This window comes from Embleya sp. NPDC005575, from assembly GCF_040605455.1.
GTDB lineage: Bacteria > Actinomycetota > Actinomycetes > Streptomycetales > Streptomycetaceae > Embleya.
Genome location: NZ_JBEXCV010000032.1, coordinates 54,587 through 66,364, shown reverse-complemented (window position 1 = coordinate 66,364; position 11,778 = coordinate 54,587). Strand labels below are relative to the sequence as shown.

Annotated in this window: 14 protein-coding genes; 6 read left to right on the top strand and 8 right to left on the bottom strand. The window is 71.9% G+C overall.

Annotated features, from left to right (window positions below; translation table 11 throughout):
* Positions 1-38 precede the first annotated feature (38 nt).
* Positions 39-1,037, bottom strand: coding sequence for a serine/threonine-protein kinase (locus ABZS54_RS14125; protein WP_355534550.1), 999 nt, complete (start codon positions 1,035-1,037; stop codon positions 39-41).
* Between the two features lie 98 nt (positions 1,038-1,135).
* Here ABZS54_RS14125 and ABZS54_RS14120 point away from each other — a divergent pair, with 98 nt between their 5' ends.
* Positions 1,136-2,464 carry a hypothetical protein gene (locus tag ABZS54_RS14120; protein WP_355534548.1) on the top strand — a complete coding sequence of 443 codons (1,329 nt, stop codon included), beginning with the start codon at positions 1,136-1,138 and terminating at the stop codon, positions 2,462-2,464.
* Between the two features lie 93 nt (positions 2,465-2,557).
* On the opposite strand, the gene ABZS54_RS14115 is transcribed toward ABZS54_RS14120, so the two are convergent.
* Both ABZS54_RS14115 and ABZS54_RS14110 read right to left on the bottom strand, forming a co-directional pair.
* The gene (locus tag ABZS54_RS14115; protein ID WP_355534546.1) at positions 2,558-3,970 is read right to left on the bottom strand and encodes a hypothetical protein; all 1,413 of its coding nucleotides are present in this window, start codon (positions 3,968-3,970) and stop codon (positions 2,558-2,560) included.
* Positions 3,971-4,088: 118 nt separating this feature from the next.
* Entirely contained in the window at positions 4,089-5,009 is a 921-nt protein-coding gene (locus ABZS54_RS14110) for a hypothetical protein (protein ID WP_355534545.1), read from the bottom strand.
* 611 nt (positions 5,010-5,620) lie between these two features.
* Between ABZS54_RS14110 and ABZS54_RS14105 the strand changes: the two genes are divergently transcribed.
* Complete coding sequence (locus tag ABZS54_RS14105; protein WP_355534543.1) at positions 5,621-6,706, top strand: polyprenyl synthetase family protein; 1,086 nt, start codon at positions 5,621-5,623, stop codon at positions 6,704-6,706.
* Positions 6,707-6,915: 209 nt separating this feature from the next.
* The gene (locus ABZS54_RS14100) at positions 6,916-7,176 is read left to right on the top strand and encodes a helix-turn-helix transcriptional regulator (RefSeq protein WP_355534541.1); all 261 of its coding nucleotides are present in this window, start codon (positions 6,916-6,918) and stop codon (positions 7,174-7,176) included.
* Positions 7,177-7,200: 24 nt separating this feature from the next.
* Here the strand turns inward: ABZS54_RS14100 and ABZS54_RS14095 are convergent, their stop codons facing one another.
* The 3 genes from ABZS54_RS14095 to ABZS54_RS14085 form a co-directional block, all read right to left on the bottom strand.
* On the bottom strand, positions 7,201-7,680 hold the full coding sequence (locus ABZS54_RS14095) for a methylglyoxal synthase (protein ID WP_355534558.1): 480 nt from the start codon (positions 7,678-7,680) through the stop codon (positions 7,201-7,203).
* Positions 7,681-7,965: 285 nt separating this feature from the next.
* Entirely contained in the window at positions 7,966-8,346 is a 381-nt protein-coding gene (locus ABZS54_RS14090) for a hypothetical protein (RefSeq protein ID WP_355534539.1), read from the bottom strand.
* Complete coding sequence (locus ABZS54_RS14085; RefSeq protein ID WP_355534537.1) at positions 8,343-8,516, bottom strand: hypothetical protein; 174 nt, start codon at positions 8,514-8,516, stop codon at positions 8,343-8,345. The genes ABZS54_RS14090 and ABZS54_RS14085 overlap by 4 nt, the downstream gene beginning before the upstream one ends.
* On the opposite strand from ABZS54_RS14085, the gene ABZS54_RS14080 reads away from it, so the two are divergent.
* Together ABZS54_RS14080 and ABZS54_RS14075 are read left to right on the top strand one after the other, a co-directional pair.
* Complete coding sequence (locus tag ABZS54_RS14080) at positions 8,515-8,658, top strand: hypothetical protein (protein ID WP_355534535.1); 144 nt, start codon at positions 8,515-8,517, stop codon at positions 8,656-8,658. The two genes, ABZS54_RS14085 and ABZS54_RS14080, sit on opposite strands and share 2 nt — an antisense overlap.
* 177 nt (positions 8,659-8,835) lie before the next feature.
* Complete coding sequence (locus tag ABZS54_RS14075; RefSeq protein ID WP_355534533.1) at positions 8,836-9,264, top strand: DUF3291 domain-containing protein; 429 nt, start codon at positions 8,836-8,838, stop codon at positions 9,262-9,264.
* Positions 9,265-9,303: 39 nt separating this feature from the next.
* Here the strand turns inward: ABZS54_RS14075 and ABZS54_RS14070 are convergent, their stop codons facing one another.
* Complete coding sequence (locus ABZS54_RS14070) at positions 9,304-9,912, bottom strand: TetR/AcrR family transcriptional regulator (RefSeq protein ID WP_355534531.1); 609 nt, start codon at positions 9,910-9,912, stop codon at positions 9,304-9,306.
* Between the two features lie 98 nt (positions 9,913-10,010).
* Here ABZS54_RS14070 and ABZS54_RS14065 point away from each other — a divergent pair, with 98 nt between their 5' ends.
* Positions 10,011-10,823 (top strand): alpha/beta fold hydrolase, encoded by an 813-nt coding sequence (locus tag ABZS54_RS14065; protein ID WP_355534529.1) that lies wholly within the window; start codon positions 10,011-10,013, stop codon positions 10,821-10,823.
* Positions 10,824-11,224: 401 nt separating this feature from the next.
* On the opposite strand, the gene ABZS54_RS14060 is transcribed toward ABZS54_RS14065, so the two are convergent.
* On the bottom strand, positions 11,225-11,719 hold the full coding sequence (locus ABZS54_RS14060) for a metallophosphoesterase (protein WP_355534527.1): 495 nt from the start codon (positions 11,717-11,719) through the stop codon (positions 11,225-11,227).
* Positions 11,720-11,778 lie beyond the last annotated feature (59 nt).

Sequence of the window (11,778 nt, the reverse complement as noted above, 5' to 3'; positions counted from 1 at the left end):
GACGACCTGCTGCGGCCGGGCCGTGGCCATGCCGAGTTTCATGATCGGGATCGAGGACGTATTCGACGCCAGGATGCCGACTCCGGCGCGGGCGCGGTGACCCGAGCGGCGGACGAGGCTCCGCGAGGGCTCGGCCCCCGAGCCTCCTGCCACGTGTCCGAAGTGCGCGACACGTCGCGCAGCACCAGGCCGTCCGGGGCGCCCTCCGGCAGCGGGCCCAGCACGTCGAAGACCTCGATCGGCTCGCCGTCCTCGGTCGACGCCGGCGTCACCGGCCCCAAGCCGGGAGCGATCTCCCGAAGGCGAGCCGACGCCTGCGCGGCGTCCACCGGTCGCGCGCCGGGCTCGGGCTCGGTCAGCGTGCGCACCAGGTCCCACAACGCGCCGCCGTCGACGGGAAATGCCGGCGGCTCGTCGGGCGGATTCTCGCTCCCGGTGAGCAGTTGCCACGCCAGGATGCCCAACGCGTACAGATCCCGGCGCACGTCCGGCGGTGCGCCGGTCGACGCCTCCGGCGGCAGGTAGCCCCAAGTACCCACCACATGACCGACTTCGGTGAGCCTGGGGCCTTCGCGAGGCAAGGCCAGGCCGAAGTCGCCGAGCAGACAACGGGGTCGGTCCTGTCCGGTCACCTCCAGCAGGACGTTCGCCGGCTTGACGTCGCGGTGCACGAGGCCGACCGCGTGCACATGCTCCAGGGCGTCCAGGAGTTGGCCGAGAATCGCCCCGGCGTACGCCTGCGGCAGTGCGCCGTGATCACGGATCAGCGAAGCGAGCGACCCGCCCTCGAACAACTCCATCGCGATCAGCACGTCGCCGTCGGCGACCCAGGTGTAGGGCGACGAAACGTGTGGGTGCTCCAGCCTGAATCCCTGCTCGCGCACCACCCGCAGCAGCAGCCCCGCGTCGGCCGGACGCACCAGTTTGGCGGCGCAGTAACCGCCCAACCGATGGTCGAACGCCCGCCATACGGTGCCGGACATACCGGTTCCGACGGGATCGACAAGGGTGAAACGGCCGGCTAGCGGTGTGGGCACGTCGTTACCCTAGCGCAGGGGTTCGGACACCTTTCGGGGACCATTACTCCTCGGTAATCTATTGTTTGCAAGTGCAATCCTGATCTACATTTCCGGGCATGAAACAGCGAGCCTTCCCCGCCTGTGCGGCGGCGCTCACCCTGGGCGTGGTCTCGCTGCTCGGCGTGGTCCCGCACGCGTACGCCGCCGACGCGAACGGCCGCGCCCGGGACCGGCCGTCGGCGGAATCGGCACCCGAGTGGCCGAGCCGGCGCCAGCCACGCACGTACATCCCGGCCGGAACTCCCGTCTCCGGCGCGCCCGATGGCGCCCGCGCGGTGTCGCTCGCCCCCGGCAACTACGTGGACCGGATGGCCGACAAGGAGGTCAAGTACTACGCGGTGGACGTGCCGTTGGGGTACACGGTGTACCTATCGGGGACGACCGTCAGCAGGGTGAAGGGCCTGGAGGCGCTCGACCTGAAACTGATCGACGAGCGCGGTGCCTCGTGCAAGACGGACACCGGGCTGTCCCAGTCGTTGGTCAAGGTCGTTACGGCGTCGCTGAAATGGGGAGCGACCGCAACGGGCCGCAACAGCAGTTGCACCAAGCCGGGTCGACAGGTGTTCTCGGCGACCCGGCGGGGCACCGGGCCGCCGGTCCCGCTCGAATTGCGAATCTTCCTGGAACCGGCCGTTGCGGACACGGGCCCGGCCGAATCCGTGATCGCGCGCTACACCGAGCCGGGCGGCTCTCCCGTACCGGTGCTGGGCGGCGGGTCGTTCACCGACGCCGGCACACTGCCCGGCTCCGGCCACTTCACCGACGACATCGCGTTCGGGGAGTGGGCCTTCTACCGCGTCCGCCTGGACTGGGGCCAGAGCCTGGCCGTCCAGGCGCGGGTGGGCGGCGGGCGGGGTTACGCCCCGACGGAGGTCCGGCTGTACAACCCCGTGCGCGAGGAACTGGCCCACGAGTCGGCGTCCGTCTTCGACACCGAGCACATCTTCGCCGGCCGTTCGGACCCGTTCGCCACGCGGCCCGTGCGCTACCTCAACCGCAGCGACCGGCAACAAGAGGTCGCCGACATGCTGCCGGGGTGGTATTACCTCGCGGTCGCGGTACAGGGCGAGGGCGAACGGCGCTCGCTCGCGATCGACGTGTCCGTCGGCGGCACCAGGGAACTCGGACCGGCGTACACACCGGACCCGTCGCTGTCCGCGACGACCGCCCGGTCGACCACTTCGCCGGGCAGGATCGCGACAAGCGGGAACCCGGCTCCGGGCGCCGCGGCGCAACCGACCGGCGGCAATCAGGACTCGGCCGGCGCGGGTGCGGCCTTCGGTGGTCCCGCCGTATGGCTGGGGCTTCCGCTCGCCCTGTTGCTCGGCGCCGGACTGGCGACCTGGGTGATTCGTCTGCGTGGCCCCGAAACCCCCTGCACCTGAATCCGGGCTCCGCCCTCTCCGGCGGCCGGGTTCGGACCGGATGTCCCCCGGACGCCGGCGGCCCGCAAGTCCTGCGGGCCGTCGGTTGCTCCGCTACGACTCGGACAGCCGGGCGCGCAGGGATCGTATGCGGTCCTGCGCGGCTTCGCGTCCGGGGTCGGTGGGGATCGTCGAGTAGGCGCGCAGGACGACCGAGCCGAGGTCGTGCGCGGCCTCCACTTCCTCGACACGCAACCAGCAGTGGTGCGCGTTCTCGATCATCCGGGCCGCGTCGTGCGGGTGGGCGCCCCGGGCCAGGGCCGCGTCGGCGTACAGCTTCACCGCAAGGGCCGGTCGACCGGTCAGCAGGGCCACGTAGGCATGCACCTCGCGCGCGGGCGGCACGGCGTACTCGTCACCGCCGCGGCCGACCGACGCGTCCAGGGATGCGGCCATGGCCAGGGCCTGGTCGTCCGCACCCGAATGGACGGCCCGGGCGATCTCCACGATGATCCGCTGCTGTTCCTCGGTCGGCTCGACCAGGACCGGAGGCGGACTCGGCTCCGGCGGGGCGGTCGGCTCCGGCAGGGCGGTCGGCTCCGGCAGGGCGGTCGGCTCCGGCAGGGCGGTCGGCTCCGGCGGGGCGGTGGGCTCCGGCGGGCGGGTCGGCTCGGGCGGGCGGGTCGGCTCCGGCGGACGGGTGGGCTCGGGCGGCTCGGGCTGGGTCGGAGCCGGCGAGTGGGTGGAAGCCGGCTGCTCCGGCGGCTCGGGCACCGTGCGCGCGGGCGGGTCGGGAAAGGCCAGGGGTTCCTCGTCGGCGGGCACCCGGGCAGGCGGCGGTTGCGGCAAATGCCAGGTGGGGGCCGGTTCGGCACGTTCGAGCGCGGGCGGCGTCGGTTCGAACGAGGGCACAGGCGCGGCCGGTTCGACTTCCGGACCGGTGGGCGCCTGCCGCGTCGATGCCCGCTCGACGTGTTGCCCGGGGTCGAACGGCGGCTCGCCGAAGGCGCCTTCGGTCGGCGGGTTCGGTGGTTGCCTGTCGGACGGCTCGCCCGACGGCCCGGAAGGCGCCTCGCCGTGCGGCCCGTCGGGCGTCGCCCGTGTCCTCGGATCCACCGCGCCGGTCGGGAGCCGGCTCCGAGCCGCGGTCGAACCGTCCGCGGCCAACGGCTGTTCCGACCGTTCCCGGGCGTCCCGGCTCGGCTCGACGTGTGGGGGTGAGGTGCGCTTGCGTCGGCCCGGGAGCGAGCGCCGCTTCGGGGAAGGGGGAAGCGCGCTGTCGGAAGCACTGGCCCTGCCATCCGGCGCGACGATGAGCGGGAAGATCGTGCCGTCCGGCTCCTTGGCCTCGGCCCGCACCGGGCGGCCCAGGGAACGCGCTGTCGCCGCCGCCTTCTCCAACGCGATCGCACGCGGGTGCGCACCGGGCGGAACCGGGATCCGCTCCCCGTCGACGTGAACCGTGTCGTCGATCGACAACTCGATCGATACGACGGGCCACGCCGGCACCACGAAATGGTCGGGCACGTGCGCTCCTTCGGTCGAGCTGGTGCGTTGGTCTTCGGAGTCGAACCGGTTCGAGGGGTGGAACCGGTTCGAGATGGAAACGGGTCGGGACTGGGCTGCTCGGTGTCGGGACTGCGCGCTAACGGCCCGAATCGGACGGCCGCACGCTGGATCCGGGCGTCCCGGGGACGGGCGTTCCAATGGCCGACGGTCCGCACACGGGCTTGCCGGGAGCCAACTTCATCGAGGGTGTTCCGGTGATCAGAGTCACCACGATCACACACGAATCGGCGCTGACCGGCGGCCCGGTGAAGACGACGCTCGTCTCACCCGCGCCGGGCAATTCGGTCTTCTGGTAGGCACCGGCCGGACTTTGCGCGATCGCCATGTATCCGGCGATCCCGTCGGTCCGTGTCGGCGCCTGCCACGACACCTGGATGCGTCCGTCGGCGGAACGTCTGGTCACCTGCTGGGGTTGGTACGCGGCCAATTGTTCGGGAGCGATCACACTCGCGGTCGCCGGCGGCGCCGAGGACGGCGGAGCGTCGGCGGCGGTGTCCTCGTCGCCGCCGGTGAGCAGGACCGCAGCGACGGTGATGCCGGTGACCAGGAGCACCCCGGCGACCACGACGCGCACCCGGGACTGCGGCCGCTGCTCGGACTTCCAGTCGTAGGCGTTCGGTTCACCCGGTGCCGCCGCCCACTCCGCACCGATCGCCGGATCGGGTTCCGCCCCCGTCTCGGGAACTCCCGACGCCGACCAGAACCACGGGGGTTGTCCGGCGGCCTCGCCCGACGCAGCCGCAGAGAGCACCGCCGGCGGCGGTCCGTCCGTCTGGAAACCCGGCGCGAGCGGAATCGGCGGTGGTCCGTCCGCCTGGGCGAACGCCCCTGCGGTCATGGCCGGCGGGCCCGCGAACCGCGCCTCGGTCGGTGCGTACGCCGGCGCGTCGAGCTCGGCGTCGGCCGGCCACCAGCGTGGTCGGGTCAACGCCGGTCGCGGGCGGACGTCGCCGTCCGCGTCCCCCGCGTCGTCCCACCGCATGCGACCTGCGCTCATCGCCTTCGACCTCGTCCCCCATCGATCCTGCGTAACGCGATGCCCACCACCACCGGATCCGGTCCACCTCGGGAGCAACACAAGCCGCCCGCCGTCGGGATGCGCCTCGACCGCTGCGGCACACCGTCGCGGCCGTCGGCGTCCTGGTGCCGGACGGCCCGATCGCCCCGGGTCGCGGCCATCCGCGACGTGCGGACGGCAAGTGGGGTTGGCATCGACGTCCCACGGTCACGGCGAACCGAACAACGGAACCCATGCGGAGTCTAGGAACCGGCCCACCCGACCGATAGGACCGATCACGCGGAAGCGGGCGCGCGAATCGGCCGATCCACCGAGCCGACCGCCGACACGGCCGAGGACACCGTGCTCACCGCCGATGTCGTCGCACAGGACTCCGGCGCGAAACCACGCGATGGTGGGGTGTGGGAGCGCGGATTCCCGTTCGGGTGAGCGCACGCCGGAGCCATGCTTCCGTACCCGGCTGTCGGCGGCCCGCCGGGGTCTGTTGGGTTGATCCGGGCGCCGGCGAGCGTCCGCATCATGCGTCGCCCCCGCCCGCTTCGGCGCACCGGGGGCCGCGCTCCGGGGGCGATACAGGGGGTTGGCAAGCTGTGACCGAGACACCGCAGGTTTCCTCGACGGCCCATAAGCGTCGATCGACCGGGTGGGCGCACACGACCGTCGCGCCCACCCCATACGAGTTGTCCGATCGGCCGATCGTGGACGTACCGACCGTCCTGGCCGCCGAGTTCGCCCGACGCTGGCCGCAGGACGCCGCCGGCATGGACGCGGTGCACCGGTACGCGCTGCTGCCGACCGGCAAGCTGCTGCGGCCCGCGCTGGTGATGTACGCCGCGCTCGCGGTCGGCGGCGAGGTCGAGCACGCGCTGCCGGCCGCCGTCGGCATGGAGTGCGTGCACACCGGCAGCCTGGTGCACGACGACATCGTCGACGCCGACGAGGAGCGGCGAGGCCGGCCCGCGGTACACGTCGCCTACGGCACCGAGCGGGCCATCATCGCGGGCAGCAGCCTGTACTTCGCCTGGTTCGGCGCGCTCGCCGAGTGTGCGCGTCACGGCGTGCCGGGCGAGCGCATCGCACGCGCGATGGCGGCGCAGGCCGAGGGTGGATACGCGATGTGCCAGGGCGTGTTCGACGAACTCGGCTTCGCCGGCGACCTGGACTGCCCGGTCGAGGACTACCTCTCGATGGCCGGCCGCAAGACCGGCGCGCTGCTGGCCACGTCCTGCCGGGTGGGCGCGATCCTCGGCGGCGGGACCGACGCGGCGGTGGAGGCGCTCGGCGCGTTCGGGCGACACGTCGGCCTGGCCTTCCAGATCCGCGACGACCTGCTCCCGTACGACGACGCATCCGCCGCCACGATGGGCAAGCCCGCCGACAGCGACGTGTGCAACCACCGCCCGACCCTGCCGGTGCTGCTTGCCCACGAACGCGGCAGCATCGAACAGCGCGCCGCGATCCGGCATGCCCTCCTGCACGAGGGCAATCCGGAGACGGCGCTCGCCCGGATGCGCGTGCTGGTCGAGACCACCGGCGCCGGCGCCGAGGCGCGAGCCTTGGCCGACAGCTACGAACGCGCCGCCCGGGACGCGATTTCCTGGCTGCCCGCCAACCCGTACACCGAGGTGCTCACCCACTGGTCCCGCCGGGAACCGACCCCGCCGGCGGCCGGCTGACCGCACCCGACGCGCCCGCCTTCGTCGGCACGCACCGACGCGCCGACGCAGGCCCGCACATCGCGACGCCGCCGAATCGCGATCATGGCCGTCTCGCTGCCGGTAGGTTGTACGGCGCGATCTTGCCGAACTCACCCGAAAGCACAGAATCAACTAAAACGGCCCGTATCACCGCGATGGCTGCGGCAATGTTCGAAAGGATGACCGACGTGACGGACGGGTCCGAGTCGACAGCGCCGGCCAAGACGGCCACGACGGCTAGCGCGCATCCCGATCGACTCACCGATCGTGAGGTGGAGGTGCTGACACTGATCGCGGCCGGTCTGAAGAACGCGGGCATCGCCGCCGCACTGTCCATCGGGGAGGCGACCGTGAAGACGCACATCAACAACGCCTTCGCCAAGATCAACGCCCGCAATCGAGCCGACGCGGTGCGCTACGCCCACCGCACGGGCCTGTCCCGGCCCTGAGCGCGGCCCGGCGGCGAAAGCGCGCTACGCCGCCAGTGGTGCGAACATCGGTGAGCCGGTGCGCTCCGGGTCGTCCGCCATCGCCAGCAGCGGTGAGGTGATCACGAAGTCGGCGGTCGCCCGGTTGCAGGCCACCGGAATGTCCGCCAGGACCGCGAGTCGCAACAACGCGCGCACGTCGGGCTCGTGCGGCTGCGGGCTCAGCGGATCCCAGAAGAAAACCAGCAGGTCCACGTCCCCCTCGGCGATCCGCGACCCGATCTGCTGGTCGCCGCCGAGCGGACCGCTGCGGAAGCGGGTGATCTCCAGGTCGAGTTCGTCGGCGAGGATGCCGCCGGTGGTCCCCGTCGCGTACAGGCGGTGCCGGGCGAGGGTCTCGCGGTGGGTCCCGGCCCAGGAGAGCATCTCCGGCTTGCACCGATCGTGCGCCACGAGCGCGATGCCTCGCTCACGTTCGTGCCGGGGGTTCGGGTCGAGCAGGTCGTTCGTTTGGGTCACAGGCATCTCCGGTGTACTGAGCTTCGACATGCCCCCAGTCTGGCCGCTGCGTGTTGCGCCGGTGTGGCCGAGACATGACACCCACAAGAAGACGAATGGATCATGTCGCCGGCTCGGCGCAACCGGTAGGGTCGGCCGGCACGCCGGCACGCCGGCAGGGTGGCAGGGTGGCAGGGCGATTGCGCGATTCACTGTGCGAACGACTGTGCGAACGGCTGCGCGACAAGAGCGTGACGCTGCCGCCGAGGCTTGTCGACCCCGCGCCCGTACCTGTCGGTCGCGGCGGCTCGGCTACCCTTTGGCGGCCGGTGCCTCGGGGCGAAGTGCGGCAGCCACCAGCAGGGTCGGCCCCTCGGGGAGGACGCGCAGCGTGCGCACCGGCGAGCAGTAGACCGGGAGGAAGCCCAGCGACAGGCACACGCCGCCGACCCACATCGCGGTGTGCACACCGGCGTACTGGCCGATCAGCGCCGCGGCCACCGCGCCGATCGCGGAGGCTCCGGTGAGCAGACAGCGGAAGGTCGCGTTCATCCGGCCGAGCAGCGCGTCGGGGGTCAGACGTTGCCGCAGGCTGACCCCGAGCACATTGTCCATGCCCATCTTGGCGGTGGCCAGGAACCAGCCGAGGCCGGCGAGCACCAGCCACGGACCACGATCGATCAGCGGAATCAACAGCCCGGCCGGGGCCAGGCACAGTCCGGCCAGGTCGCGCAGCCGTTGAGTAGGACCACGGCGTACAACTGGGGCAGGGTCAGTGCGTCCAGCCACCAGGCCACCGGGATCGACCCGATCAGCGCAGCCCGGACCAGGTCGGCGACCATCATCACCCGGCGGCGGCGCATGCGGTCCACCCACGCGCCGGCGGGCAAACCGATCAACAACCGCGCGGCGGGCCTGGTCGCCGGCCACCGCGTGGGCCGCGAGGTGCGGTACGCCCGAACCCGGGCCGCGGAAACCCTGCTGGGGGCGGCAGGCTCGGCATAGCGGCGCAGGAAAAGCCAAACCCCGGCGTCCGTGCGACGGAACCGACGGTGCGGCGACGGCGCTCCCGCGCGGGTCCGCGATCGGTCCGCGAATTCGGTGGGCGGAACGCGTGGGAGCGCGTACGCTCTCGGTCTTGCCCACGTCCTCATGATCGACTTTCCGAAAGCGAGCCCTACGATGCCCACGCTCCCCTGGACCACACCGAACCCGGCCATACCCGGGACTCGGGTGCTCGTGATGGCTTCCCGGTTCGAGGTTCGCTCGGCCAAGGACGTACCGAAGTTCTTCCTCAAGTCACTGGCCGCCTGGCGTCAGGTGAAGTCCGCGCCGGGGGCGGTGGGCGCCTCGCTGATCGCCCAACCGCTGAAGCGCGTCTTCTACACGCTGTCCGCGTGGGAGAGCCGCGAGGCACTGGACACCTTCGTGCGGACCGAACCGCACCGCGGCATCATGGGGGCGCTGCGCCCGACCATGCGCACGTCGACCTTCACCTTCTGGGAAGTGGCGGCCGAGAGCCTGCCGATCACCTGGCCGGACGCCCGTGAACACCTGGCCGACGAGGAGCGCGGGAACTCGACCGAGCTCGACGGCAATACGAACTCCTGAACACCGAACCTACCGCCCGCCACGACGAGTAGGCGCGGGCTACGTCGCCGTACCCTGCGGCCAGCAGCGCATGGCGAGCGCGGCGATGCGTTCCAGGGTCGCGCGGTCGACGCCGTCGACGGCCTGGGTGGACATGCCCTGGACCACCGCCGCGTAGTAGGTGGCGAGGCCGTCGGCGTCGGTGTCCGCCGGCAGCCGGCCGGCGGTCGTGTCGGCGACGATCCTCGCGCGCATCACTGCCTTGGATGCCTCGCGAATCGCGCGCAGTTCGGCCTTGACCTCCTCGGACGCCGAGGTGCAGTTGACCGCCGCGGTGATCACCATGCAGCCCGGCGGGTGACCGGGCTCGGTGTACGCGTCGGCCAGCGCGTACAGCAAACTCTCCATCGCCCGGCGCGCGTCCGGCGCCGCGGCGATCACATCACCGGCGACCGCACCGTAGGTGACCCCGTAGCGCCGAATGGCCTCGCTGAAGAGCTTGCGCTTGTCACCGAAGGCCGCGTACAGGCTGGGCGGCTTGATGCCCATCGCGGCCGTCAGCGAGGCCACCGAGGTCGCCTCGTAGCCGTGTTGCCAAAACTCGAGCACCGCGCGGTCCAGCGCGGCCTCGCGATCGAAGCCGCGCGGGCGGCCTGGGGTACCGGACATGCGTCCATTGTATAGCGCTCGTTATGAAACCCGGGAGACTCTGCTACAGGGAGATTTATAGCGACCACTACATATTGCTCGTCCAGTCGGGAGCCCGCATGTCCACCGTCACCCTGCCCACGCCGACCTACGCCCGCACCGTCGTGGGCACCGGCCCCGGCCTGGTCCTGGCCCACGGCGCCGGCGGCGGCATCACCGCCAACTACGGCCCGATCCTGACCGGCCTGGCATCCGGCCACACCGTGGTCGGCGTCGACTTCCCCGGCACCGGCGACACCCCGCGCGCCGAAGCACCGCTGGACCTGGACGAACTCGCCGATCAATTGGTCGCGGCCGGGGTCGCCGAGGGCCTGGACACGTTCGCGATCTCCGGCTACTCCCTCGGCGGCGCGGTCGCCGTCCGCGCCGCGACCCGGCATCCCGAGCGGGTGACCGCGCTCGTCCTCACCGCACCGTTCGCGCACGCCGACCACCGCCTGCGGCTGGCCGCGCGCGTCTGGCGCGGGCTGTACGAATCCGGCGACCGCGCGACGTTCGCCGCGTTCGTGACCCCGCTCGCACTGAGCCCGGACGCCCTGGCCGCCCTCTCCGCCGACGAGTTGGCCGGCCTGCTCCGAACGACGGCGGACACCCCGCCGCCCGGCACGCCCGAACACACCGAACTGGTCGAGCGCCTGGACGTACGCGCCGACCTGGCCACGATCGATATCCCGGTCCTGGTCGTGTCCACCACGGGCGACCGCTTGGTCGAACCGAACCACCACCACGCCCTCGCAGCCGGCCTGCGCACCGTGCGCGTTGTCGAACTGGACGCGGGCCACCTGCCGTTCGCCGAACGACCGGCGGCATGGGAAGCCGCGATCACCGGCTTCCTGGCCGAGGTCGAGGCGACGCACCGAGTGGGTCACTGAGGCACACCGCGAACGCCTCGCCGGCGGACAACGGTCACCGGCCTCTCTCGCGGCCCGGAGCGGTTCGCGGGCGCAGGCCAACCCCCGGCGGTTGTCCCGAGCCGGCGCATTGCTTGCGGAGGTGTCACCCCGGCGCCGCGCCGTAGCGCACCGCGCCCGCGTGGGGCAGGGCAACACGCACGGACCCACCTACGCCTCGGAAACCGCGCTCTCGGCTTGGGTCATCTCGACGGTGACGGACCAGCGTTCGTGACGACGCCTACGTACCCCGCGATGGCGAGCGTGCTGGTCGTCAAGGGAAGACCCGACGTGCTGGGCGCTACCTGGAACCGTCCCGACCCGAGCACCTGCGCGGTTCCGCCCTCGGGCTCCGCAACTTCACCGACCACATGGCCAGGAGCTCAATCCAGGTCGTGCAGGGCCACCTCGGCGACCTCGCCCGCGTCGGCGGCCAGCGTCATGTACGTGTGATGCGGCTGTCGGCGTCGGTCGGTGGGCGAGCCGGGGTTGAGCAGGCGCAGGCCGGAGTCGGCCACGGTGTCCCACGGGATGTGGCTGTGCCCGAACACCAGCACATCCGCATCGGGATACCGGGCCGCACACCGCTGTTCCCGACCCTCCGCCGGACCGGTCTCGTGCACGACGGCGAACCGCACCCCGCCCAGCTCGACTCGGGCCACCTCGGGCAACCGGCTTCGCAGATCCGGCCCGTCGTTGTTGCCGTACACCCCGACCAGCCGCCGCGACCGGGCCTCGAACAGGTCCAGCGCGGCGGCGTCGACCCAGTCACCCGCGTGAATCACCACATCGACCGCCGCCAACTCGGCGAGCAACCGCTCGGGAAGCACCTTGGCCCGTCGGGGCAGATGCGTATCGGACGTAAGCAGAATGCGCATACCTCCACCGTACGAGCCGAACCACCCCTGCGGGCAACACCGGGCCCGGCTGAACCCTG